This is a genomic window from Pseudomonas sp. BR20, from assembly GCF_050780135.1.
GTDB lineage: Bacteria > Pseudomonadota > Gammaproteobacteria > Pseudomonadales > Pseudomonadaceae > Aquipseudomonas.
The window spans coordinates 3,043,075-3,065,980 of the sequence record NZ_CP172012.1 but is presented as its reverse complement, the minus strand read 5'-3'; the positions used below and the strand labels follow the sequence as shown (position 1 = coordinate 3,065,980).

The 22,906-nt window shown below is 63.4% G+C and carries 20 protein-coding genes; 6 read left to right on the top strand and 14 right to left on the bottom strand.

What is annotated here, in order from left to right:
• Positions 1–35: 35 nt before the first annotated feature.
• The 6 genes from ACHPFG_RS14165 to ACHPFG_RS14140 all read right to left on the bottom strand — a co-directional run bounded on the left by ACHPFG_RS14165 (position 36) and on the right by ACHPFG_RS14140 (position 6,577).
• The gene (locus ACHPFG_RS14165; protein ID WP_431703162.1) at positions 36–1,019 is read right to left on the bottom strand and encodes a TRAP transporter substrate-binding protein; all 984 of its coding nucleotides are present in this window, start codon (positions 1,017–1,019) and stop codon (positions 36–38) included.
• A 156-nt stretch (positions 1,020–1,175) separates the two neighbouring features.
• Positions 1,176–1,988 carry an HpcH/HpaI aldolase/citrate lyase family protein gene (locus tag ACHPFG_RS14160; protein WP_431703160.1) on the bottom strand — a complete coding sequence of 271 codons (813 nt, stop codon included), beginning with the start codon at positions 1,986–1,988 and terminating at the stop codon, positions 1,176–1,178.
• Positions 1,989–2,002: 14 nt separating this feature from the next.
• Positions 2,003–3,196: a CaiB/BaiF CoA transferase family protein gene (locus ACHPFG_RS14155; RefSeq protein WP_431703158.1), complete on the bottom strand. Its 1,194-nt coding sequence runs from the start codon at positions 3,194–3,196 to the stop codon at positions 2,003–2,005.
• A gap of 9 nt (positions 3,197–3,205) precedes the next feature.
• Complete coding sequence (locus ACHPFG_RS14150; protein ID WP_431703155.1) at positions 3,206–4,555, bottom strand: MmgE/PrpD family protein; 1,350 nt, start codon at positions 4,553–4,555, stop codon at positions 3,206–3,208.
• Positions 4,556–4,565: 10 nt separating this feature from the next.
• Complete coding sequence (locus ACHPFG_RS14145; protein ID WP_431703153.1) at positions 4,566–5,729, bottom strand: acyl-CoA dehydrogenase family protein; 1,164 nt, start codon at positions 5,727–5,729, stop codon at positions 4,566–4,568.
• A gap of 29 nt (positions 5,730–5,758) precedes the next feature.
• A complete protein-coding gene (locus ACHPFG_RS14140) occupies positions 5,759–6,577 on the bottom strand; it encodes an FAS1-like dehydratase domain-containing protein (protein WP_431703150.1) in 819 nt (272 codons plus the stop codon).
• Positions 6,578–6,821: 244 nt separating this feature from the next.
• On the opposite strand from ACHPFG_RS14140, the gene ACHPFG_RS14135 reads away from it, so the two are divergent.
• A complete protein-coding gene (locus tag ACHPFG_RS14135; protein ID WP_431703148.1) occupies positions 6,822–7,721 on the top strand; it encodes a LysR family transcriptional regulator in 900 nt (299 codons plus the stop codon).
• Here ACHPFG_RS14135 and ACHPFG_RS14130 read toward each other — a convergent pair.
• From ACHPFG_RS14130 to ACHPFG_RS14115, 4 genes are read right to left on the bottom strand one after another with little or no spacing between them, the layout of a single operon-like run.
• A complete protein-coding gene (locus ACHPFG_RS14130; RefSeq protein WP_431703146.1) occupies positions 7,708–10,599 on the bottom strand; it encodes a bpX6 domain-containing protein in 2,892 nt (963 codons plus the stop codon). The genes ACHPFG_RS14135 and ACHPFG_RS14130 overlap by 14 nt on opposite strands.
• Positions 10,592–12,418 carry a hypothetical protein gene (locus ACHPFG_RS14125; RefSeq protein WP_431703144.1) on the bottom strand — a complete coding sequence of 609 codons (1,827 nt, stop codon included), beginning with the start codon at positions 12,416–12,418 and terminating at the stop codon, positions 10,592–10,594. Before ACHPFG_RS14125 ends, ACHPFG_RS14130 begins: the two co-directional genes overlap by 8 nt.
• Positions 12,405–12,851 (bottom strand): hypothetical protein, encoded by a 447-nt coding sequence (locus ACHPFG_RS14120; protein WP_431703143.1) that lies wholly within the window; start codon positions 12,849–12,851, stop codon positions 12,405–12,407. Before ACHPFG_RS14120 ends, ACHPFG_RS14125 begins: the two co-directional genes overlap by 14 nt.
• Positions 12,848–13,969 carry an AAA family ATPase gene (locus ACHPFG_RS14115; protein WP_431703142.1) on the bottom strand — a complete coding sequence of 374 codons (1,122 nt, stop codon included), beginning with the start codon at positions 13,967–13,969 and terminating at the stop codon, positions 12,848–12,850. Before ACHPFG_RS14115 ends, ACHPFG_RS14120 begins: the two co-directional genes overlap by 4 nt.
• A 93-nt stretch (positions 13,970–14,062) precedes the next feature.
• On the opposite strand from ACHPFG_RS14115, the gene ACHPFG_RS14110 reads away from it, so the two are divergent.
• From ACHPFG_RS14110 to ACHPFG_RS14100, 3 genes are all read left to right on the top strand, one after another.
• Positions 14,063–14,551, top strand: a complete 489-nt coding sequence (locus ACHPFG_RS14110; RefSeq protein WP_065928012.1) for a GFA family protein — start codon at positions 14,063–14,065, stop codon at positions 14,549–14,551.
• A gap of 94 nt (positions 14,552–14,645) precedes the next feature.
• A complete protein-coding gene (locus ACHPFG_RS14105) occupies positions 14,646–16,469 on the top strand; it encodes a serine hydrolase domain-containing protein (protein WP_431703141.1) in 1,824 nt (607 codons plus the stop codon).
• An 18-nt stretch (positions 16,470–16,487) separates the two neighbouring features.
• Complete coding sequence (locus tag ACHPFG_RS14100) at positions 16,488–17,279, top strand: MipA/OmpV family protein (RefSeq protein WP_431703140.1); 792 nt, start codon at positions 16,488–16,490, stop codon at positions 17,277–17,279.
• 75 nt (positions 17,280–17,354) lie between these two features.
• Here the strand turns inward: ACHPFG_RS14100 and ACHPFG_RS14095 are convergent, their stop codons facing one another.
• Positions 17,355–18,632: an ATP-binding protein gene (locus ACHPFG_RS14095; RefSeq protein ID WP_431703139.1), complete on the bottom strand. Its 1,278-nt coding sequence runs from the start codon at positions 18,630–18,632 to the stop codon at positions 17,355–17,357.
• The gene (locus ACHPFG_RS14090) at positions 18,633–19,340 is read right to left on the bottom strand and encodes a winged helix-turn-helix domain-containing protein (RefSeq protein ID WP_431703138.1); all 708 of its coding nucleotides are present in this window, start codon (positions 19,338–19,340) and stop codon (positions 18,633–18,635) included.
• A 157-nt stretch (positions 19,341–19,497) separates the two neighbouring features.
• On the opposite strand from ACHPFG_RS14090, the gene ACHPFG_RS14085 reads away from it, so the two are divergent.
• A complete protein-coding gene (locus ACHPFG_RS14085; protein WP_431703137.1) occupies positions 19,498–20,697 on the top strand; it encodes an MFS transporter in 1,200 nt (399 codons plus the stop codon).
• On the opposite strand, the gene ACHPFG_RS14080 is transcribed toward ACHPFG_RS14085, so the two are convergent.
• On the bottom strand, positions 20,653–21,255 hold the full coding sequence (locus ACHPFG_RS14080) for a tRNA-(ms[2]io[6]A)-hydroxylase (protein WP_090403510.1): 603 nt from the start codon (positions 21,253–21,255) through the stop codon (positions 20,653–20,655). The two genes, ACHPFG_RS14085 and ACHPFG_RS14080, sit on opposite strands and share 45 nt — an antisense overlap.
• Positions 21,256–21,403: 148 nt before the next feature.
• Here ACHPFG_RS14080 and ACHPFG_RS14075 point away from each other — a divergent pair, with 148 nt between their 5' ends.
• Positions 21,404–22,267: a universal stress protein gene (locus ACHPFG_RS14075; protein WP_431703136.1), complete on the top strand. Its 864-nt coding sequence runs from the start codon at positions 21,404–21,406 to the stop codon at positions 22,265–22,267.
• 70 nt (positions 22,268–22,337) lie between these two features.
• On the opposite strand, the gene ACHPFG_RS14070 is transcribed toward ACHPFG_RS14075, so the two are convergent.
• A complete protein-coding gene (locus tag ACHPFG_RS14070) occupies positions 22,338–22,808 on the bottom strand; it encodes a DUF1289 domain-containing protein (RefSeq protein ID WP_431703135.1) in 471 nt (156 codons plus the stop codon).
• Positions 22,809–22,906 lie beyond the last annotated feature (98 nt).

The following is a 22,906-nucleotide window of genomic DNA, read 5'->3' as shown; positions in this document are numbered from 1 at the left end:
CGAAAGCAAATGAGATGTCAGGGCGGAAACCGGCCTTACTGGTTGGCGGCATCCGCCGCCTTGATCAGATCAGCCCCGATCTCGCCTTCGAACTTCTGCCACACCGGGCGCATCGCGTCGCGCCACAGCTGGCGTTGCTCGGGGGTCAGCTCGATGATTTCGCTGGTCTTGGCGTCGATGATCTTCTGCTTGGCCGACTGGTTCAGCGCTTCGGCCTGTTTGTTCACCTCGACGGTGACCTCGACCATGATCTGCTCCAGGGTGCTGCGGATGTCCGGCGGCAGGCCGGTCCAGAACTTGGCATTGGTGATGACCATGTAATCGATCAGGCCATGGTTGGATTCGGTGAAGTACTTCTGCACCTCGTTGACCTTCTGGCTTTCATAGTTCGACCAGGTGTTCTCGGTGCCATTCACGGTACCGGTCTGCAAGCCCTGGTACACCTCGGCAAAGCTCATCTTGCGTGGGTTGGCACGGATCGCCTTGAACTGCTCTTCCAGCACGCTGGAGGCCTGCACGCGGAACTTCAGGCCACGGGCGTCCTTGGGCTCATGCAGCGCCTTGTTGGCGGAGAGTTGCTTGAGGCCGTTGTGCCAATAAGCCAGGCCGAGGATGTTCTTGTTCTGCATCGAGCTCAGCAGTTGCTTGCCCTCGGCAGCCTGGAACCGGTCGACGGCGGCCAGGTCGTTGAACAGGAACGGCAGGTCATAGATCTGCACTTGCTTGGTGTATTGCTCGAACTTCGCCAGGGACGGCGCCAGCATCTGCACGTCGCCCAGCAGCAGCGCTTCCATTTCCTTGCCGTCGCCGAACAGCGACGAGTTGGGGTACACCTCGACCTTGACCTTGCCGGGCAAGCGTTCTTCGGCGAGCTTCTTGAACAGCAACGCGCCTTGGCCCTTGGGGGTGTTTTCAGCGACCACGTGGGCGAACTTGATCACGATCGGGTCCGCCGCCTGGGCCAGGCCTGCGGCAAACAAGGTGGCGGCGCAGAACAGCGCCCGAGAAAGCTTGAGCATGGAAAATCACCTTCTTATTGTTGTGTTGTAGGGCAAGGTGCCTGATATGGCGCGTGTAGTGAATTTCGAATTTTTGATACCTGCGTTCGGCCAGGCCGAACACTAACCTCAAGAAAAGTGGAGATCCCCCTCCCACATTTGATTCGGTTTCGTCAGCTATAACTGTGCGAGCAGCCGTTGCGCGCGCAACAGCACCGGCGCATCCACCATCTGCCCATCAATCTGGTAAGCCCCTGCCCCGTGCGCCCCGGCGTCCACCACTCGCCGGGCCCAGGCCAGGTCTGCGGCGCTGGGCGCCAACGCTTCATGGATCACCGCCACCTGCCTGGGATGGATACACAACGCGCCGGCAAAACCCATTTCATAGGCATGCCGGATCGAGCGGCGCAGGCCTTCGGGGTCGTCGATGGCCGGGTGCACGCCATCCAGTGGCGCCACCAGGCCAGCCGCTCGGGAATGCACGATCAGCGCCAGGCGCGCCTGGTCGAGGGCGAACTGCGCGGCCGGGGAGTTGCTGCTCAGGTTGAGGTCCAGTGCCAGGTCCAGGCCGCCGAATGACAGACGTTCGACCTGCGGCGAATGGGCGATTTCAGCCACCGCCAGCAAGCCGCGCGCGCTTTCGATAATCGGCCAGATCACTTTGCCCGCAGCGGCGACCACGGCCACCTGGGCCGCGCTTTCCACTTTCGGCAACAGCACCCCCGCCACATTGGCGTGGGCTTTGCAGAACGCCACATCTTCAAAATGCTCGGCATGTTCCGGCGCGTTGATGCGCACCCACACCCGGGCCTGCGGATGACCTTGCAGGAACGCCCCGAGGTTAGCCCGCGCCTGGCGCTTGAGCGGCTCTTCCACCGCGTCTTCAAAGTCCACGATCACCGCGTCGGCGCCACTGGCCAGCGCCTTGGAAAATCGCTCCGGCCGGCTGCCGGGAACAAACAGCGCAGAGCGCACAAGAGGGTTGGGCATAACGGACTTCCTTATTAAATAACGCCGCGCGCGCGCAGGCTGTCGATGGCATCGCCGGAGTAACCGAGCTGATTGAGGATGCCCTGGCTGTGCTGCCCCAGCGCCGGCACAGCGTCCATGCGCGGGGTAAACGCCGCATTGCGCGCCGGCGGCAACAGCGACGGCAGCGGCCCGGCAGGGCTCGCCACTTCACGCCAACTGTCGCGGGCCTTGAGCTGCGGGTGGTCCCACACGCCTTGCATATCGTTGACGCGGGCGCTGGCGATCTGCGCGTCTTCCAGGCGCTGGATCACTGCCTCGGCATCCAGTTGCGCAAAGCTGTCGACGATGATCTGGCGCAGCGCCTCACGGTTGGCCGAGCGCTTGAAATTGGCGCTGAAGCGCTCATCCGCCGCCAGCTCAGGCGTGAGCAGCACCTTGTCGCAGAACGCCGCCCATTCGCGCTCATTCTGTAAACCGAGCATCACCGTACCGCCGTCACCGGTGGGAAACGGCCCGTAGGGGTAGATCGTCGAATGCGCCGCGCCGGCACGCGGGGGCGGCGGCGCACCGTCGAAGGCGTAGTACATCGGGTAGCCCATCCACTCCACCAGGCTTTCGAGCATGCTCACGTCGATGCGGCTGCCCTGCCCCGTCTTGCCGCGCAACAGCAGCGCCGAAAGGATGCCGCTGTAGGCGTACATACCGGCGGAGATGTCGGCGATGGAGCAACCCGCCTTAGCCATCTGGTCGTCCCCCGGGCCGCCGGTCACCGACAGAAAGCCGCCCTCGCTCTGGATCAGCAGGTCGTAGGCTTTCTTTTTCTCGTAGGGCCCGCCTTCGCCGTAGCCGGAAATATCGCAGACGATCAGCCGTGGAAAGCTTGCATGCAGCGCCTCGAATGACAGGCCCATGCGGGCCGCCGCGCCTGGTGCAAGGTTCTGCACCAGCACATCGGCATCCGCCAGCAGGCTGTCGAGGATAGCGCCGGCTTCATCCTGCTTGAGGTCCAGGGTGAGGCTTTCCTTGGAGCGGTTGGTCCACACGAAATGCGAGGCCAGGCCACGCACGCGCTCGTCGTAACCACGGGCGAAGTCACCGGCACCAGGGCGCTCGATCTTAATCACACGGGCGCCGAGGTCGGCCAGTTGACGGGTGCAAAATGGCGCGGCAATTGCGTGTTCCAGGCTGACAACAGTGATGCCGTCCAGCGGTCGTGGGTGAGTCATGATGGTTCCTCAAAGCCAGTGGGCCATGGACGCGGCGTTGCGCAAATCCCAGACCTTGGCGATCAATGCGGCGGCCTGGGCCGGTGTGCGGGCGCTGCTGAACTGGGTGAGGCGCTGGAATTTATCCGCCAGCTCTTCACGGCTCAGGCTGTTGCCCGGGTCGCCCTTGGGTTCGTCGATGGCGCCGTGCAGCGTGCGGCCGTCAACCGTGGTGACAGTGACGCGGCCGAGCCAGCGCTGCGGGTAGGCGCCATCGACCTCGGGGTCGAGGGTCATGCTGACCTTGTCGCGAAAGACGGCGACGGCGGGATCGGTCAACGCCTGTTCGTGGAACTCGGTGAGCCCGGCCTTGCCATGCACGGCGATCAACCCCAGCACGGTGCCCATGGAGAACTTGGCCTGATGCACGCTGGTCGGCACGCTTACCCGGCCCAGCACATCGATGGCGCCTTGGTGCACACGGGTTTCCACGCGGGCGATATCGACGGCATCCAGGCCTTCGCGTTGCATCAACGCCAGCAACGCATCGGCGGCCGGATGGGTATGGCGGCAGGCGGCGTGGAACTTGAACGAGGTTTCCAGCAGCGCCCACCGGCTGCCAAGGTCGGCCGACAACTTGCTCGGCTCGGCATCCGTGGACATACCCGCCGCCAAGCCCTGGTCGCCTTCGAGGATATTGCGCGCACCGGTCAGGCCATCCGCCGTCAGGTACGCGGCGAGCAAACCGTCTGCGGCTGCCTTGGCCGTGTGCAGTTGCTTGGAGTCGGCGGCATCACGCAGGAATTCCCACAGCCCGGCGGCCTGGGTGCCGGCGCTGCCGAGCAGATTGATGAACTGTTCTTGATTGAAATCCAGCAACTTGCCCACTGCCACCGCCGCCGCCAGGGTGCCCACCGTGGCTGTGGTGTGGAAGATGCGGTAATGGGAACGGCCCATGAATTCGCCGATGCGGATCCCGGCTTCATAACCGGCCACCGAGGCCAGCAACACATCGCGGCCGGATTTACCGAGGTCTTGCGCGGCGGCCAAGACGGCGGGAAACACCACGGTGGCCGGGTGCAGCACCGAGCTGTTGTGCAGGTCGTCCTGCTCCACCAGATGGGACGAGGCGCCGTTGACCAGCGCAGCGAAATACGCGCTGCTGCCGGCGCCATTGACGATCACCTGCGCCGGGCCGCTGCTCGGCCCCATCTTCTGCGCATAGCGTTCAAACAATGGGATCGGGTGCGCGCCCTGGCTGGCCAACGCGGACGCCAGCCAATCCAGGAACAGGTCTTCGGTGCGCGCCAGCACGGGCTCGGGCAATTGCTCGTAGGTCAGCTCGGCCAGGAACCGACACAGGGCTTGGGTATGGCTCATGCGCAAGCCCTCAGAAGCTGCGTGGCAGTTCGAGCAGGTGCTCGGCCACGTAGGACAGGATCAGGTTGGTCGAGATCGGCGCCACCTGGTACAAGCGCGTCTCGCGGAATTTGCGCTCCACGTCGTACTCGCAGGCAAAGCCAAAGCCGCCATGGGTCTGCAGGCAGGCATTGGCCGCTTCCCAGGACGCCTTGGCCGCCAGGTACTTGGCCATGTTCGCGCTGGCGCCGGCATTGACGCCGTTGTCGTATTCCGCACAGGCGCGCCAGCGCATCAGGTCTGCCGCCTCGACTTCGATATGCGCTTCGGCAATCGGAAACTGCACGCCCTGGTTCTGCCCGATGGGTCGGCCAAACACCACACGGTCGCGGGCATAGGCGCTGGCTTTTTCGATAAACCAGCGGCCGTCGCCGATGCATTCGGCGGCGATCAGGGTGCGTTCGGCATTGAGGCCGTCGAGGATGTATTTGAAACCCTTGCCCTCCTCGCCGATCAAGCTATCGAGGGGGAGCTCAAGGTTGTCGAAGAACAACTCATTGGTCTCGTGGTTGACCATGTTCGCGATGGGCTGCACGGTCAGGCCGTTGCCGATGGCCTCGCGCAGGTCGACCAAAAAGATCGACATGCCTTCGGACTTTTTCTTCACCTCGGCCAACGGCGTGGTGCGCGCCAACAGGATCATCAGGTCGGAATGCTGCACCCGCGAGATCCAGACTTTTTGGCCGTTGATCACGTATTTGTCGCCACGCTTGATCGCAGTGGTCTTGATCTTGGTGGTGTCGGTGCCGGTGGTCGGCTCGGTGACGGCCATGGATTGCAGGCGCAATTCGCCGCTGGCGAGCTTGGGCAGGTAGAAGCGTTTTTGCGCTTCGCTGCCGTGACGCAACAGGGTGAACATGTTGTACATCTGGCCGTGCACGGTGCCGGAGTTACCCCCGCAGCGGTTGACCTCCTCAAGGATCACCGAGGCTTCGGCGAGGCCCAGGCCGGAGCCGCCGTACTCCTCGGGAATCATCGCCGACAGCCAGCCGGCGTCGGTCAGTGCCTTGACGAAGGCTTCGGGGAAGCCTTTTTCCTCGTCGATCCGGCGCCAGTAGGCCGCATCGAATTCGGCGCACAAGGCGCGCACGCCGTCGCGGATGGCATTGAGTGCTTCGTTGTCATTCGGGTTCATCTAACGGCTCTCCGCCTGTTGTTCTTGGATTATTCGAAATGCACTTCAGCGGTTTGCGCCAGGCCATCGGCATTCCCGGCCCACAACGCCGCCGCCCCGGTTTCACTGATGCGCCCGCCCACTGCAAAAGGCTGCGGCGCAATCAACGGGCGCACACCGCGATAGGCAAAACGGCGCACGGTGGCTTCGGGGTGGGCGCGGCAAAACGCGCGCAGGCTCAAGGTCGCGATCAGCGGGCCATGCACCACCAGCCCGGCGTAGCCTTCGGTGCCGGTGACATAGGGGTAGTCGTAGTGAATGCGGTGACCATTGAAGGTCACGGCGCTGTAGCGAAACAGCAGGGTCGGCGTGGGGTCTATCGCCTCAGACCACTCGCCCTGGGCCAGGGCCTCGCCGCTGCCCGGCTTGGGCGGCGTCGGCTCGCGGTAGACGATGTCCTGTTCTTCACGGATCGCCAGGCGACCGTCCTGGGCATAGTCGTGGCGCACGGTGACAAACAGCAGTGAGCCGCTGCGGCCGGTCTTTTCTTCGACCTGGGTGATGGTCGACACACGGGTCGCCGCCTCGCCGGCACGCAACGGGTACAGGAACTCGATACGCCCACCGGCCCACATGCGATTACGGTTATCCGCCGGCGGCAGGAAGCCGCCACGGGCCGGGTGGCCGTCGTCACCCAGGGCGCTTTCCGGCAGCGGGTCCTGGAAGAAGCACCATTGCCACAGCGGCGGCAGGTCCGCGCCCTGCTCGGGGACGGCTTCACCAAAGGTGGCGGCAATGCGTTTGAGCAGGTTATGGCTCAGGTGGTCGTGGGCGGTTTCGCTTCGACCGATCCAATCAGTGGCGCTCATCAGGTGCAGGTCCTCGGGCAGTGAGTGTCTGCCCCGGATCATGCAAGCGCCGGCCCGTTCTGAGAATTTGCATTTCAATAAACCAGCGTTCGGTTATGCTGAACGCCGCATTCCAACCCGTACCTTTTGTGGCGAGGGTGTTGCTCCCGCTGGACTGCGCAGCAGGCCTGGTTTTTGGGGCCGCTTCGCACCCCAACGGGAGCAAGCGCCCTCGCCACAGGTCTTCGCAAGCCTGGAGTTTTGCATGCACTTCGACCTGGCCGACCTGCGCCTGTTTATCCATATCGCCGAATCCCCCAGCCTGACCCAGGGCGCCAAACGCGCGTTCCTCTCGCCAGCCGCCGCGAGTGCGCGGATCAAGGCACTGGAAGGCCAGCTCGACACACGCCTGTTGTACCGCGACAGCCGTGGCGTGGAGGTCACCCCGGCGGGCGAACGGCTGCTGCACCATGCGCGGTTGATCATGCGCCAGGTGGATTACCTCAAGAGTGAGTTCACCCAATACGGTGTGGATTCCGCCGGGCATATCCGCATCTTCGCCAACACCACGGCAGTCACCGAGTTCCTCCCGGAGGTGCTGGCGGGCTTCCTGTCCCGGCGCCCTGGCGTGACTGTCGACCTGCAGGAGCGCTTATCCCGCGATATTGTGCGCGGCGTGCTGGATGGCACCAGCGACATGGGCATCATTGCCGGCCCCGTGGAAGCGGCGGGCTTGCAGGTATTGCACTTCAGCACCGACAAACTGGTGCTGATGGTGCCCGTCGGCCACGCCTTGGCCGATCAAGCCTCGGTCACGCTGGAACAGACCCTGGCCTATCAACATATCGGCCTGCATGAAGGCAGCACCTTGCTCAGCTTCCTGCGCGAACACGTCGAGCGGCTGGGCAAGCAGTTGTCGTTGCGTATCCAGGTGTCGAGCTTCGAGGCGATTTGCCGGATGGTCGAAGCGGGCGTGGGCATCGGCATCATCCCCGAGTCCGCTGCCGTACGGCACAGCCGCACCATGCAACTGGTGGCGGTGACGCTGGATGAGCCGTGGGCGATTCGTGAGCGCAGTATTCTGGTCAGGGAGCTTGAGGCACTGCCCGGCACCATACGGGCATTGATTGCCACGTTGATGCCGGAAACGGTCAATGCAGGGTGAGGTTGTGCTGGCTGGCGTGGTCGAGGTTGATGTGGCTCAAGCGGCCTTGATCATCGAATAACAGCCAGTCCGCCCCCAGGCGCCGCGCCTGGACTTGCGCTTGTGGCCAGTGCAGGCTGACGCAGAGCCGGTCGCTGGCGCGATGAATGAAATGCCAACGGGTCGCTTCTTCCTCCACGCCATAGCGAATCAGCAGCCAGTCCTCGAACAGGAATGGCCAGACCGTTTGATCCCACTCTTCCTCCCGCAGGTTGCCAGGCAAACGATAGCCCTTGCGCGTCCCACCCTGCTTCAGAACGAGGATCGGCGGCCCTTCGCTGTCGTACTTGATCAAGTATTGCACCGCCTGACCGGTTGCACTGGGTAGCCCGAAATCCGCGTCTATGACATCGATTCCAGGGTCGCGACTGATCAAGCGACGCTCCGGCAAACGATAATGCCAGAGCGCCAGGATCCCGCCCATTTCCAACAGCCACAGGTATTCGTTGTGCTGATCCGTCTCGAGGGCATGCACCCGTGCCGGTAGATCGCCCACGTGCCATAACGTTTCAAACCCACGATCGACGTCCACCACCCGCAGTTCCCGGTCACGGCCGACGGTCCAGGCAGTGCCGTCAAACACCTTGGCGAATACGTCCAGCGCCAAGACACCAAGGTCCGTGGCCGTGCGGCTTACCAGGTCCAGCTTGCTGATACGCCACAGCCGGTCTCGACGCGTCAGCGCCAAGGCCACTTGGCGGCTGTGGCCGATGACAATCTGCTGCGCCGGCACCGCAAAATGAAACAGCGTCTTGCCCTGCGCATCCACCACCATCGCGCCGGCCTCGCCCAGCCCCAACAGGTAACGCTCATCGTGCAGGGGCACGGCATCCAGGATCGGCCGATTGCCCGCCGCCGGTGCGGACCACTCCAGCGTGCTGCCCACGCGGTCCAGCGACACAACGGCTGGACGTTTCAGCGCCTGGCCCGGCAGGTCCGCCTGAAGTAATTTATCCCTACTCATTTTGACCAGCGCCTGCAACTGATTAAAGTTCAGACGCCCGTGCCCACTGAACTGGTCGGCAAGAATCGCGTGCACGGTAGCGCCCGCCAGCCAGGCCAGGGCCGAGGATTGGGCTTTATGTTCCAGCAATGCCTCGGCCAGGGCGGCGCGCTCGCTGCCGCGCGCGGGGTCGTCACGCACGTCTTCGCCCCATTCGCCGTACGCCTCCAGGGTGTCCGGCAGCAGGATGGCGCGCTTGACCAACGCGCCAATGGCCAGGCGCCCACCGGCCGCTTCGGCATTGAGCAGCCATTGCGCGGCGCGTGGGCGTTCAGCCGGCAGGCTCCAGATCACATCGACCGCTTGCAGCCACAACCCCTTGGCGATCAACGCTTCGGCCCACTCCAGGCGCAGGCGGTCGGCGGTTTCCGGTGATTTGGCCTGGAGCATCAACACCGCATCGCCGAAGGCATCGTCACGGCGCGCCACCAGCAAGGCGCGCTGCCAGTTCTCGGCCAGGCACAACAGGCGTACGATCACCCCAGGTGGCATATCCCAGGCCAGGGCGAGGTCGGCGGCTTGTTGATAGCGCGCGTGTTTTTCCAGGTAATCGAGGGCCTGCTGACGCTCCTTGAGCAACTCGGCGAGGATAAACACCGCTTCTTCAATGCGCCCGGCGCGGTCCAGGCGCTCATAGGTCTGGCGGTAAACCTGGCGCAGGTGCTCGGTCATCCCCTCTTCGAAGAACATCGAACGGCTTGCCCCGTTCTCCCGGTCCAGGGCCAGGTCCTGGCGGCGTTGGGGCGTTCCAAAGCTCTGCTCGTCACCGGACTGCTCACCATTCAAGGGAATGGCATGGCGCAAGGCTTCTTCGAAATTGCCGTCCTCGAACATCTCAAGCATCCGCCGCACATAAGCAGCCTGACGCTTGCCATACAACGTGGACAAGCGCGAATGCAGGGTCAGGCGGGTCAGCCAGCGGCGCCATGCGGCGGGTTTGTGCTGGCGCGGTTCGCTGCGCGCAGCGATGCCTGGGGCGACCGGTGCTGTTGGCGTGCCGGCGACTGGCGTGCGCCCACGCCGCAGGGCTCGGTTCAGGCCCCATAAAAAGCCGGTCAAGAACAGCCCACCGACCAACGTCACGCCGACCACCGCAAAAACCTGGTCGCTGCTCAGCGTTGGCATGGGTGTCAAGGGCGCGTGCTGACCCTGGTTGGCCATCCACAGCACAGCAGTCACCAGCGCCAAGGTCGCGCCAAGCTTGAGTGCCGGGAACGAGGCAGGCTCGCGTGAGTCCCACTCGCCGTTGCCAGCCGCGGTCGCTTTGGCCGGCGGGCTCTTCGGCGCATGGCGCTGACGTTCGATCAGTGCCTGCATCACCCCTTCCCGCTCCGGACTGACGGGTTCCAGTGCCCCGCCGAGAATCTCGCGCACATCGGTGACCCGCAGCGGCGGCACTGGGTCCAGTACCGGTGCATGGCAGTCGAAGGTATCCAACAGTGTGCAGGCGCTGATATCCAGCCACTGCCCAGGCGCCAGCAACTGCGCATCGCGCAACTGCAAGGCCTGCACCTGGCTGCCACGCACCAGCCACAGGTCGGCAGCCGGCAAGGCCCGCAGCTCCTGCGGGTCGAGCAGCGCGGAGGACAAACCACGGCCCTGGCGCACCAGCGGCCAACCGACCAGGGTTTCGCACAACACCGATTCAGGCCGCGCGAACTGCAACACATCGCCGTCGGCAAAGCGGTAGGCACGGGCGCCGGGCTGCCAATATTCGAGGATCAAGCCGGCGCGCTCGTGCAAATCCAAGCGGTCGCTGGAAAACCACAGCCCATCAATGTGTTGATGCCCCGTCAGCAGCGGGCGCCTGATCAGCATTCCGTCCTGTTCAAGCATGCTCACGCTCATGGGTTAACAACGCGACCTGGTTACACAGCACTTGCAGGCGCATGGCACGCTCGGGCACCGAATACACCAACAGTTCACGGGCACTGGTGATAACGGCGACCAGGCCACTCATAGGGCAGAACGTTGCCCGCGCAATCGCTGCCGAGGTGGTGAACAGCACACGCTGCTGCCCTTCGATATACAAACCGACGGTGTGCTGGTTCGGGCCCAGCAGTACCAGCGCGTGCAGTTCCTGGGGGCCAACCTCATGGTGCAGGCCGATGGCCTTCCAGCCGGGGGCCAGGTCGATCTGGGCTTTTTTCGAGGGGAAGCTGTCGTGGGTGACCACGCGCCAACGTTGGCTGCCAAGATTATCGGTCAGCAGTGCACAGCCGCCAAAGTACTGCCGCCAATAGGCGGTGCCTGCAAACAGCACCTGGCTCACGCCATTGGCCGCACCCACCGCGTAACCACCGGACCTCAGCCCATCGCCCGTAGCCGCATACACGACGACTTGCCCGCCTTCACTGCGGGCGTAGGCCAGGGCCAAGGTGTCGACCTGGGCCAGGCCTATGACATTGTCGGTGATCTCGCAGCCACCACGCCCCGGTGCGCGGAGCACCGCGCCTTGCCAGCAGGCGAGCCGGCCCTTGCTGTCCAGCAGGTAGAGCCGTTCGCTTTTCTGACTGCGCAACCACACCGAGGGCAGGAACGTCGCGGTGCCTGGAGGAAGGTGCAGTCGTTCGGCGGGCGGTTTGTCGATCGGGGCAATGCCGGGTATGTTCCAGAAGCTCAAGGTGTTGTCACTGCTGAGCACCGCGCCCAGGCTGCGGTAGTGAAAGCTCATGCTCAACGCGCGTTGGTGGCCGGACCACAGGCGCCGACGCACCTCAAGGGATTTTTTCTGGTTCCTCGACGGCAGCTTGATCACCACCATTCCGGTTTCATCCAGCATGCGCAGGGCGACATGGCTGCCGGCGCCTGAGATCACCGGCGGCAAGGTCAGGACCACGCGCGGCACCACACCGGTCTTGGTGGCGGGCGGTGCCTTGACCTCGTGATCGAACTGCCCTTTGAGCAATTGCACCGCGTGCTGCGCCTGCGGCATCGGCAGCAACACCCGTCGCGTCTGGCCTGCCTGCAACTCAAACGACAGGCTACGCCCATCCAGGCTGCGCTTGACCTGGACCCGGTGACTGCAATGCCTGGCGTCGGCGACCGGCAAGCGTTGCCCGACCATCCAGCATTCACCCGCAGGACGATCCTGCGCGGCCATCCAGTCGCGCCAGGCATGCCAGTGGCTGTCGCTCACCCCTTCATAGGTGCGGGCGTTAAGCAGACGCTTGATCTGCGCCGCCGAATCCAGTTCATGCAACACCGGCGGGCCTTGCAGCAGCCCCCAACGCAGCTCGGCGCCCGCCTCTTCGGCACGCCGCGCCAACAGCATCAGCAATGCGATATGCACCAGGCGTGCGGCCCCCAACTGCAGGGGACCGGCGTCGAACAGCACCACCATCAGGCGGTTGGCCTCACGGGCACGGTACTGGGGCGCGAGGAACATATGCTCGCCCCCGACCGCGCGGCGGAGAAACTCATCGGGTACCTCCTCTGCCAGCAACCATTCGCTGGAGAGCAGACGCTCATAGGGGCCACGGCGTTGCAGGTCGCCCAGACCATCAGGCTCCGGCACACCGCCTTGTTGCCTGCCGCGCAGTGGGCCGAGCAGCGGGTTGAGGCGGCCCAGCAGATCGGCGAACACCGGCAGATGCTCGGGCGCAAACCATTCCAGCCACTGCCGCCAGGGTTGCAGGGCATCAGGCAGTTGCATCGGGCATCCCCCAATGGGCAGCGATTCGCCGCAAATGATCGGGGCTGACGGGCAGCAAGCGATCCAGCGGCACCACGGCCTGCGGTTCACGCCACAGCAATAACGGCGAACGTTTGAAACGTGCCGCCAGGGCCTGGCCCAGTACATCTACCGCAGCTGTCGGCTCCCAGCTGGTGGGCAACCACAGCCCTGGTGCGACATCTCCCGGTGCGGCGTAGGCCACCCCGTCGACCCAGGGCAGGTCAACACCGGCGCCGGTAACCACCAGCACGTCACCGCTGGCCGTGGCTTGCAGTCGCGCAGCCTGTTCGTCCGGCAGCTGTAACAAGCGCGCGTGCAGAAACCGAGCAGCGTCACCCCAGGCGACAGCGGCCTGCGGCTCGGTCGGTACCTGCCGTGGGCGCCAGGTCCAACGCTGCAACGCTGCACTCATGGCGTGGGCGTCAGCAGTCGAGCCAATTGCCCGCGTACCTGTCGCAACGGCTCAGGCAGGGTCTGGCTGTTGAAGTTGGCGTCAATCTCGCGCAGCAGGCCTTCCAGCGCCGGGCTCGCCGGTGGCTCGGTGCGTGCCAGGTAATCTTCGGCGGTTTCCAACAGGCGATTGAGTCGTGACATCGGCTGCAAGGTGGCTTCCTCCACCGCACTGAACAAGTGACGGTTGCTGGAGGCGGCAAACAGGTCGCGCAGCACTTCACGACCGTGTTGCTGGCTTTCCTGGGTCGGCAGCACGTACAGCAGCGGCCACAGGTCCGCATCGCTGGCTTCCAGACGCCCGCTCAGCAAGGCAGCCGCTGCGATCAGTCGTTGAGACTTGACGATACGCCGGTCCGATAACTGAATGCCGGCTTCACGCAGGCGGCGGATAGCCTGGGCCAGTAACGGACGTACGGGGTTTAGATCGACGCTTTTCAGCGCATGGCCAAGGGTGTCCAACTGGGTCAAACCGAGCAAATGCTGCACCGGCCGCTGTTCCGACTGCCAACCACCCGCGAGCATGGCCTCCAACTGGTTATCCGGCACCGACTCGACAAACAGGTGCAACAGGAAACGATCGCCGAACGCCGCCAGCGCTTCGTCGTCCGGCAGGCCGTTGGCAGCACCGACACACACGCGCAGCGGGCATTGGATCTGGGTGTGTCCACGGCGAAAGCGGCGCTCGTTAAGCACGCCCAGCAGGGTGTTGAGGATGGCGGTCGAACCGAGGAAGACCTCATCGAGAAAGACGATATCGGCTTCCGGCAGCATGCCACTGACGTCGGTTTCGACAGTGCCTTCGCGCAGTTTCTTCAAGTCCACCGCACCGAACAATTCCGAGGGTTCGGTAAAGCGCCCCAGCAGGTACTCGAAATAACGCCCGCCCATGGACTGCGCCACACGCCGCACCACGGCACTCTTGGCGGTGCCAGGTGGCCCGATGACCAGGATGTGCTCCTGGGCCACGGCGGCCAATACAATCAGCTCGGCCAGTTGCTCGCGCCCGACCAGGCCTTCGGTGGCCGCACGCACGGCATGGCGAATTTGCGCGGCAGCGCTGTGCAACTGAGCAATCATGGGTGTCTTCCCTGAAACCAAAGCAAGGAATCTTGCCTGAGGCTAAGGTATTAGCAAAGCGTTGTTACATAAACCCAAGAGGAGTCAGCCCCGATGCAACTTGAGGGATCCTGCCACTGCGGCGCCGTGACGTTCAGCCTCACCAGCGCCCACCCGTACCCTTACCAGCGTTGCTATTGCTCGATCTGCCGCAAGACCCAAGGCGGTGGCGGTTATGCGATCAACCTGGCCGGGGATGCCAACAGCTTGCAGGTGCGTGGGCGCAAACAGATTTCGATCTACCACGCCCGGCTCAAGCCGGAGGGCGCCAGCCGTGCGCATGCGAGTAGCGCCGAGCGGCATTTCTGTTCGCAGTGCGGGAGTGCGCTATGGCTGTTCAGCCCGGAGTGGCCGGAACTGATCCACCCGTTTGCCTCGGCCATCGACACGCCGTTGCCAGTGCCACCGGCGCATACGCACCTGATGCTGGGCTCGAAGGCGCCGTGGGTCGAAGTCAGCGTGCGCAAGGGCGACCTGCAGTTTGATGAATACCCCGAAGAATCCATCGCGCAGTGGCATGAACGCCATGGGCTCAGCCGTTAACAGTCTTTGACAGTTTCCCGACAAAGCTCGCAAAGATTGTTGGACAGCCCTTCCCTAGCATTCGAGCATCCAAACAGCCATTCGGGTGCTCCTCATGTTTCGCAGATTGCGCGGTATTCCGCTGCTGGGTTGCCTGCTGGGCGCGCTCGGTTGCCATGGACAGCCGCCGGCGCCACCGCCCATTCAAAAGGGTGACTACGGCGCGATCATCCGTTACCTGCAAGCCCGCATTCCCCGGGCAATCGCCCAAGAGCAGGTAGCCGGCCTGTCGATTGCCCTGGTCAATGGCCAGGAGCTGATCTGGGCCCACGGCTTCGGCCTAGCCGACAAGGCCCGTGGTGTGCCGGTCACGCCCAACACGGCGTTCCGTGCCGGTGGCATTTCCACGCTGCTCACCGCCACGGCCGCGTTGCAACTGGTGGAACAACAACGGCTGGCACTGGACGCGCCGATCCAGCACACCCTGCGCGAGTTTTACGTGCGCTCGCGCTTTCATGACGATCAGGCCGCCGCCGACCGCGCTATCACCCTGCGTCGTTTACTCAGCCACCAGTCCGGCCTGCCCAGCGAACACCTGCGCGATCTGCGCAGCACCTACGCCATGGGGCAGATGCCGATGCGCGTGTCGGGGGTTTGGCTGAGCAGCCCGCCAGGTTCGCAGGTGGCGTATTCCAACCTCGGTTATGCCCTGGTGGGCGCGGCCATCGAGCGCAGCAGCGGCAAGCGCTTTGAAGCCCAGTTGCAGAACAGCCTGCTCAAGCCGCTGGAAATGAACCAGTCGAGTTTTGTCGGCACCGCTAACCTGCAGGCATTCCGCGCCCTGGGCTATGCGGACGGCGTTGCCAGCACCGATGCCCAGGTGCGCGACCTCGCCGCTGCGGGCCTGTGGGCCAGCCCCAAAGACCTCGGGCATTACGTGCAAATGCTCTTCGCCCAAGGCGTCTACAAAGGCAACCGCGTGCTGGGCAGCGCTTCGATTGACGCGATGTTCACCCAGCAAAACACCGGCAATGCGTTGGACTTCGATTGCCAGATGGGCCTGGGCTGGTTCCTCGCGCCGTGCGGTGACGAGCCCGTCGCTCCCGGTGTACGTACCTACCAGCACAGCGGTGGCGGCGATGATTTTGCCGCGCAGTTGAGCCTGCTGCCCGACCAGCAACTGGCCGTGATCATCATGGCCAATGACAGCAACGCCGAAGACCTGGTTGCCCGCCTGGCCACCGACACCCTGCGCCTGATGCTCCAGGCGCAAACCGGCGACGCGGTCTGCGCCGATGACTGCCAGGCCCCCAGCCATGGCCTGAAACTGCGCCACGTGCCGGCCGCCATCGACCGCAAGCGCCTGGCCGGGTTCTACGCGACCGCCTGGGGCGTGTTCCGGATCAAGGATGACGAGAATCGGTTGGCGGGCGAGTTGGCTGGTTTCAACTTCGAGTTGTTGCGCGACGATGACGGCGGGTTGCGGGCGCAGAAAAAATTCCTCGGCTTCTGGCTCAAGGACCTCGGCGAACTGGGCCGCGTGCAACTGGACGTGATCACCGTGCAAGGCCGTCAGATGCTCACCGCCCGCAGCCACGGCCAGCGCATGGCTATCGGTGAGCGCATCGAGCCGCCGCCCTTGCCCTCGGCCTGGGCCGACACCGTCGGCACCTATCAAGTGCTCAACACCCATGAGCCGGACGCCCCATTAAGCGGCATCAGCGTGCGCCTGGAAGATGGCTTCCTGGTGATCCGCGGCCAACTGCACGACGAGCCGCTGACCGATTACATCCTGCTGCCCATCGACAACGCCCATGCCGTCCTCGCCGGCAACGGCTACGGCCTGGGCGATACGGTGAGCCGCCAGGTCAACGGTCTCAGCGCTTCGGGCTACGCCTTCAAACGCACGCAATCCCCTCATAAACCCTTGGCCTTCTAACCCCATATGGAACCCTTTATGTGCTCAACCCCCCTGTACCTGTCGCTCTCCTCACTCTGCCTGCTGGCCGCTGCCGACCGCGCAATTGCCGAAGACTGGCAATACAGCCTCAAGGCCGGCATGGCCAACGTGCCCCGCTACAGCGGCAGCGATGAACGCATGACCGCGCCGGTGCTGGGCGGCAAAGTCGTCAGCCCCTGGGGGATCTTCCTCGACACCGACAAAGGCCTGGGCTGGGGCTATGAAGGCAACGCCTTGAGCTTCAGCACCTATATCGGTGCCAGCCATTCACGCAAGGACAAGAATCAAAGCCTGCACGCCGGCTCGAAGCGGCTCAAGGGCATGGGCGAGATCAAGGCCCGCCCGCAAGTGGGGGTGAGTGCCGGCTATAACCTGGGGGGTGTGATTGTCGGCGCAACCCTGGAGCACGCACTCAAGGAAGATGACCACAAGGACAGCGGCAAGGCGTTCACCCACCTGGAGCTGAGCCTGGGCACCACGCTCTACGACGGCCGCTACGGATCGGTCGATGCCAGCCTCAACAGTCACTTTGGTGACCGCAATTACCTGCAGACCTGGTACGGCGTGACCACCGGCCAGGCCGCGCAAAGTCGCTTCAAGGCCTACAAGGCCGGTGCGGGCAATATCAGCAATGGCATGAACCTGGTGTGGAGCCTGCCGATCAGCGAGCACACCCAGTTCTCGACCCTGCTGGATGTGCAATACCTGGCGGATGACGCGGGCAAGAGCCCGATTGTGGAGCGGCGCTTGCAGACCTCGTTGATGGGGGTGTTGGAATACACCTTTTGACCGGGTAAGCCCGTCAGCAAATGTGGGAGGGGGATGGCTCCCTCCCACATTTGCCTCCCACTGTTCTCCGGATACCTATTCGGCATACGCCCACGTCATGCGAAACGACGCCCCGCCCCACTCCGAATCCAACACCTGCACTTGCCCGCCATGCCACTGCGACACCCGCTGCACCAGCGCCAGGCCGAGGCCGAAGCCGCCGGTGCGGCGATCGCGGCTGGCATCCAGGCGTATGAAGGGCTGGAAGATCCTCGCCCGGCCTTCCTCGGGCACGCCGGGGCCGTCGTCACACACGCGCACTTCGTAGCCCTCGCCGAACTTGAACAGCGACACCTCGACCCGACGCTCGGCATAACGGATGGCATTGCGCAGCAGGTTGATCACGGCGCGGGCCATAAAGCGCGGTTCGATCTGGATAACGTCGACCTCGCAGCTACGCAGCGTCAGCTGGATACCAGCCGCCTCCGCCTCCAGCGCGACGCTGCCGATCACGCTGTCGAGCCAGCTGTGAGCCTCGATGCGCTCGCGGGTGACCTGGGTGGCGCCGCGCTCCAGACTGGCGTAGGTGAGCAGTTCGGACACCATCTCCTCCAGCTCGCCGAGGTCGGCGTACATATCGGCGATCAATGCGCCCCGCTCGTGCGGATCGGCCTGTTGCTTGAGCTGGTCGAGCTCGAACGATAACCGTGCAATCGGTGTACGCAGCTCGTGGGACACGGCATTGGTGAGTTCGCGCTGGTTGGCGATCAGGCTTTCGATGCGCTCGGCCATCTGGTTGAAGTGCCCGGCCAGCGCACGCACGGTGGAGCTGCGCTGCAGCAGGATGCGCGAGCCGAGGTCGTTGTCGCCAAAACGTTGCGCGGCCAGGCGGATATGTTCCAGGTCGCGCCAATGCGGGCGCACCCAGAAATACAGGACGATGGCCAGGCACAGCCCGAGAAAACCATAGGCCCACAGGTATAACCACTTGGGCTCTTCCGGCAGCTTGATTTCCAGCAGTTGCGAGCCATCGTCGATGGCCGTGAGAAACTCCATGAAGTCGCCGCGCACTACCAGCAGGCCCTGGTCCAGGAGCTTTCGTTCGCGCTCGGTGAGGGCCTGGGTTTCCTTCTGCACCAGCTTCAGCAGCAACCCATAATGAGGCTGCAACTCGGCCAGCCGGGCCTGGCGCTCATCCCCACGCAGCGGACGCAATTGCTCCACCAGCCCATACGCCGGGCCACGCAGGGCTTCGCGGTTATAGGTCTCGTTGGCTTCGGGGAGCAGCTCGTCGAAGGTGTAGTTGACCAGCCAGATCGCTCCTGCAAGGCCGATCGCCAGAATCACATACAGGCGCAGAAACAGGCGCAGCATCTAGACCTCCCACGCAAACGGATTGAATAGATAACCCTTGCCCCAGATGGTCTTGATGCACACCGGCTCACGGGGGTTGTCATTGAGCTTGCCGCGCAGCTTGCTGATGTACACGTCGACGCTGCGGTTAAGGCCATCGAAGGCGATGCCGCGCATGCGGTTGAGGATGTCGTCGCGGGAAAGAATCTTGCCCGCGCTGCTGGCCAGCAACCACAGCAGTTCGAACTCCATGGTGGTGAGGTCGATCTGCTCGTCCCCCAGGCTGACCACCCGGCAACTGCGGTCAATCGCCAAGCGGCCGAACACGAGGGCGCCGCGCACCGTCGGCTCCGGCGCCTGGCGACGTTGCAGGGCGCGCAGGCGGGCCAGGAGTACCGGCGGCTTGATCGGCTTGATCACATAGTCGTCGGCACCGGACTCCAGGCCGAGGATGTGGTCGAGGTCGTCTTCCTTGGCGGTGAGAATCACAATCGGCGTGTCGGACACGTTGCGAATCTCGCGGCACACGTGCAAGCCGCTCTGACCCGGCAGCATCAGGTCGAGCACGACGATCTTCGGTTTGAACGCCAGGAACGCCGCGAACGCTTCATCGCCGCGGTGCAACACGCGCACCTCAAAACCATGCTGTGACAGAAAATGCGCGATCAGCCCTGCCAGCTTCTCGTCGTCCTCAACGAGCAGGACCTTGCCCAGACCCAGGTTTTCCATAAGTTCTCAGTGTGCAGACGCGGATTGAAGAGCGGGCATTATAGGTGGCAAGCTGGGCAACTAAAGCAACTGGCCAGTTGGCGCCGACGAAGCTTCATGCTTTTAAGAGTTTTTAACAAATAGCCTGCAATCTTTAACGCCATTCACAGGGAGTTGTATGCGCAAGGATTACCTGGCGTTCTTCGTTTCACTGTTTCTGTCGCGGCTGGCGGACCAGATTCTGTTGTTTATCGTGCCGCTGATTGTGTTCCAGACCACCCACAGCGTGTCCTGGGCGGGGCTGGCGTTTTTCGTTGAGTCACTGCCGCGCTATCTGGCGTTCCCGGTGTGCGGGGCGTTGTGCGACAAGTATTCGCCGGTGCGCATCCTGCATATCAGCCAGGTTTACCGGGCGTTGGCCTGTGTGGCGGCGGTGGCCTTGTATGGGATGTTCGACGGTATCTACTGGCTGGTGCTGCTGTCGGCGTTGTGCGGGGTGCTGACGACCCAGGGCATCATGGCCCGCGAAGTGTTGATGCCGTATGTCTTCCAGCAGTACAGCTATGCCAAGACCCTCTCCTACTCGCAGATCGCCGACCAGAGTGGCCTGGTGCTCGGGCCGCTGGTGGCCGCGCTGATGCTGGAGGTGTGGGCCTGGCATTGGGTGGTGCTGGGGGTTGCGGGGTTGTTTGTGCTGGCGGACCTGGCGATGCTGGCCTGGCAGCGTAAAACCACGGCGAGCCTGGAAACCCATCAGCAGCACCGGGATATCTGGCTGCAACCGCTGCGCATCGCCTTCGGGCATATCCGTAACCTGGTGGAGCTGAAGCGGATCATTACCCTGGCGGTCGGCGTGAACCTGATCATCGGCGTGACGCTGGCCACCTCCGCCGCCATGGTCACCGGCCTGTACGCCGCCGACAAGGACACCTATGCCCTGCTCCAGGCGGCCGGCGCGGGGGTGACCATCGCGATTCTGTTTTACCTGGCGCGCGCCACCTTGCCCTTGAAAGTGCTGGGCGGGCTGTCTTATTCGATGATCGGCGCCGGCGCGCTGATCATGGCGATCAGCCCCAACCTGTGGGCGTACACCCTGGGTTTCCTGCTGGTCACTGGCTTCGACAAGATGTTCAACGTCTACCTGCGCAGCACCCGTCAGCGGGTCATTCCGGTGCAGGACTTCGGCAAGACCGTGGGCGTGATCACCTTGCTCAACAACCTGCCCCAGCCGCTGGCCGGCCTGGTGATTGCGCTGCTGGCTGCGCCCTTGGGCACGCAAACGGTGATCCTGCTACTGGTCGGGATCACCGCATTGATCGGCGTGGCCGTGGCTTCAGGCTGGCACGCCACTGTGAAAGCGGAACTCGATGTCGGGTGATTCGATCAGCTCCTGCTCCGCCGCCCTCACCCGCTCGATCACCTGGGCGATGTCCTTGGCGTCGCCATACTGGTAGGCCAGCTTCAGGTAACCCTGGAAGTGCCGCGCCTCGCTTTTCAGCAGGCCGAAATAAAACTTGCCGAGTTCTTCGTCCAAATGCGGCACCAGTGCTTCGAAACGCTCGCAACTGCGTGCTTCGATAAACGCGCCGACCACCAGGGTGTCCACCAGCTTGACCGGCTCGTGGCTGCGTACCACCTTGCGCAAACCCGAGGCATAACGCCCGGCATGCAGCTGGCGCAGTTCGACTTTGCGTTTTTTCATCAGGCGCATGACCTGCTCGTGGTGCACCAGTTCTTCCCGGGCCAGGCGCGACATCATATTGATCAGGTCAACGTGGCCGTGGTACTTGGCGATCAGGCTCAGGGCGGTGCTGGCTGCTTTGAATTCGCAGTTCTTGTGGTCGATCAGCAGGGTGTCCTGGTCGGCCAATGCGGCCTGCACCCAGGCATCGGGGGTGGGGCAACCGAGGAATTCGTGGATTTCGGGCAGGTTCATCGGGCTCACGGGCAAAGGATCACAAAAGGCCGCCGATTATACCGACCGCGCCGCAGACCACCAGCCACCGGCCTTGATGTGCATCAACATGACGTCTGGCGGGCAGCAACTATAGTTGTTCCACGCCCACCCTTTTGGAGATCCGACCATGCAAGCCATTCGCAGCATCCTGGTGGTCATCGAGCCCGAGCATTCGGAAAGCCTGGCCCTCAAGCGCGCCAAGCTGATCGCTGGGGTTACCGGCGCGCACCTGCACTTGCTGGTCTGCGACCGGAAACACGAGCACTCGGCGCTGTTGAGCCTGCTCAAGTCCGGTTTGCAGGAGGACGGTTACAGCGTCAGCACGGAGCAGGCGTGGAACGAAAGCCTGCATGACACCATTATCGACGTGCAGCAGGCTGAAGGCTGCGGGCTGGTGATCAAGCAGCACTTTCCCGACAGCCCGCTGAAAAAAGCGCTGCTGACACCGGCGGACTGGAAGCTGCTGCGCTTCTGCCCGACGCCGGTGTTGCTGGTCAAGACGTCCACGCCTTGGGCGGAGAGAGTGATTCTGGCGGCGATTGATGTGGGCAATACCGATGTCGAGCACCGCTCGCTGCATAATTCGATCATCGATCACGGCTTTGATATCGCCAGCCTGGCGAAGGCGCAGTTGCACGTGATCAGCGCCCACCCATCGCCGATGTTGTCGGCGGCGGACCCGACGTTTCAACTCAAGGAAACCATTGAGGCGCGCTATCGCGAGCAGTGCAAGGCGTTCCAGTCGGAATTCGATGTGGATGACGCACACCTGCATATCGAGGAAGGCCCGGCAGATGTGCTGATTCCCTTCGCGGCGCATAAATGGCAGGCGGCCGTGACCATTATCGGCACCGTGGCGCGCACCGGAATTTCCGGGGCGCTGATCGGCAATACGGCGGAGGTGATACTGGATGCGGTGGAAAGTGATGTGCTGGTGCTCAAGCCGCAGACATTGATGGATCACTTGGAAGAACTGGCGACCAAGGCCTGACGCCGATCCCCCAGACAACCGAGTTCCAATGTGGGAGTGGGCTTGCCCCTCCACATTTGGATGTGTGTTTTCAGTCAGCGAGCGCATCTTTCAGGAAAGCCGGGGCGATATAGCGCTGGTAATGCGCCTCGGACAGGATAAAGAACTCACGGTCGATGGCATCGCGCAGTTCCGGCAAGGCCCAGTCGCGAAACTCCGGCAACAGCACCATGCCGTACGCTTCCAGGTTATTGATCACCCGCGCCCCGCGGGCAATCAGCTGGTACGCCCAGCAGTACTCGGACTGGTGCGGCACGAAACGGATCTTGCGCTGCTCCAGTTGGCCGCGCAGGGTCTTGGGGTCGAAAATCTCGAGCTTGCAGGCCATCACCTGCACCAACAGTTGCTCCAGCCGCAGCCAGACCGCGCGCTTTTCCTCTTCGTTATAACCATTCCACTGGATCACTTCGTGGTGGAAGCGCTTGCAGCCACGGCATACAAGATCGCCGTAAACCGTGGAGCACAGGCCGACGCAGGGGGTCTTGATGGTTTGGTTGGACATGGGCAACAACACGCAAATCAGCGAAACAGTGCGCCATGTTAGCCCTTTGTCTAAGGTTGTTCACCCAGCAAACTTGGTGATGCAACTTACCTTTAGAA

Excerpts from the sequence above, each read along its gene's own strand:
- ACHPFG_RS14110 (WP_065928012.1), top strand. The coding sequence starts at position 14,063 with ATGCAACTTGAGGGATCCTGCCACTGCGGCGCCGTGACGTTCAGCCTC.
- ACHPFG_RS14145 (WP_431703153.1), bottom strand. The coding sequence starts at position 5,729 with ATGAACCCGAATGACAACGAAGCACTCAATGCCATCCGCGACGGCGTG.
- ACHPFG_RS14130 (WP_431703146.1), bottom strand. The coding sequence starts at position 10,599 with ATGCTTGAACAGGACGGAATGCTGATCAGGCGCCCGCTGCTGACGGGG.
- ACHPFG_RS14100 (WP_431703140.1), top strand. The coding sequence starts at position 16,488 with ATGTGCTCAACCCCCCTGTACCTGTCGCTCTCCTCACTCTGCCTGCTG.
- ACHPFG_RS14125 (WP_431703144.1), bottom strand. The coding sequence starts at position 12,418 with ATGCAACTGCCTGATGCCCTGCAACCCTGGCGGCAGTGGCTGGAATGG.
- ACHPFG_RS14090 (WP_431703138.1), bottom strand. The coding sequence starts at position 19,340 with ATGGAAAACCTGGGTCTGGGCAAGGTCCTGCTCGTTGAGGACGACGAG.
- ACHPFG_RS14140 (WP_431703150.1), bottom strand. The coding sequence starts at position 6,577 with ATGAGCGCCACTGATTGGATCGGTCGAAGCGAAACCGCCCACGACCAC.
- ACHPFG_RS14165 (WP_431703162.1), bottom strand. The coding sequence starts at position 1,019 with ATGCTCAAGCTTTCTCGGGCGCTGTTCTGCGCCGCCACCTTGTTTGCC.
- ACHPFG_RS14085 (WP_431703137.1), top strand. The coding sequence starts at position 19,498 with ATGCGCAAGGATTACCTGGCGTTCTTCGTTTCACTGTTTCTGTCGCGG.
- ACHPFG_RS14105 (WP_431703141.1), top strand. The coding sequence starts at position 14,646 with ATGTTTCGCAGATTGCGCGGTATTCCGCTGCTGGGTTGCCTGCTGGGC.
- ACHPFG_RS14150 (WP_431703155.1), bottom strand. The coding sequence starts at position 4,555 with ATGAGCCATACCCAAGCCCTGTGTCGGTTCCTGGCCGAGCTGACCTAC.
- ACHPFG_RS14115 (WP_431703142.1), bottom strand. The coding sequence starts at position 13,969 with ATGATTGCTCAGTTGCACAGCGCTGCCGCGCAAATTCGCCATGCCGTG.
- ACHPFG_RS14095 (WP_431703139.1), bottom strand. The coding sequence starts at position 18,632 with ATGCTGCGCCTGTTTCTGCGCCTGTATGTGATTCTGGCGATCGGCCTT.
- ACHPFG_RS14120 (WP_431703143.1), bottom strand. The coding sequence starts at position 12,851 with ATGAGTGCAGCGTTGCAGCGTTGGACCTGGCGCCCACGGCAGGTACCG.
- ACHPFG_RS14135 (WP_431703148.1), top strand. The coding sequence starts at position 6,822 with ATGCACTTCGACCTGGCCGACCTGCGCCTGTTTATCCATATCGCCGAA.
- ACHPFG_RS14070 (WP_431703135.1), bottom strand. The coding sequence starts at position 22,808 with ATGTCCAACCAAACCATCAAGACCCCCTGCGTCGGCCTGTGCTCCACG.
- ACHPFG_RS14075 (WP_431703136.1), top strand. The coding sequence starts at position 21,404 with ATGCAAGCCATTCGCAGCATCCTGGTGGTCATCGAGCCCGAGCATTCG.
- ACHPFG_RS14080 (WP_090403510.1), bottom strand. The coding sequence starts at position 21,255 with ATGAACCTGCCCGAAATCCACGAATTCCTCGGTTGCCCCACCCCCGAT.
- ACHPFG_RS14155 (WP_431703158.1), bottom strand. The coding sequence starts at position 3,196 with ATGACTCACCCACGACCGCTGGACGGCATCACTGTTGTCAGCCTGGAA.
- ACHPFG_RS14160 (WP_431703160.1), bottom strand. The coding sequence starts at position 1,988 with ATGCCCAACCCTCTTGTGCGCTCTGCGCTGTTTGTTCCCGGCAGCCGG.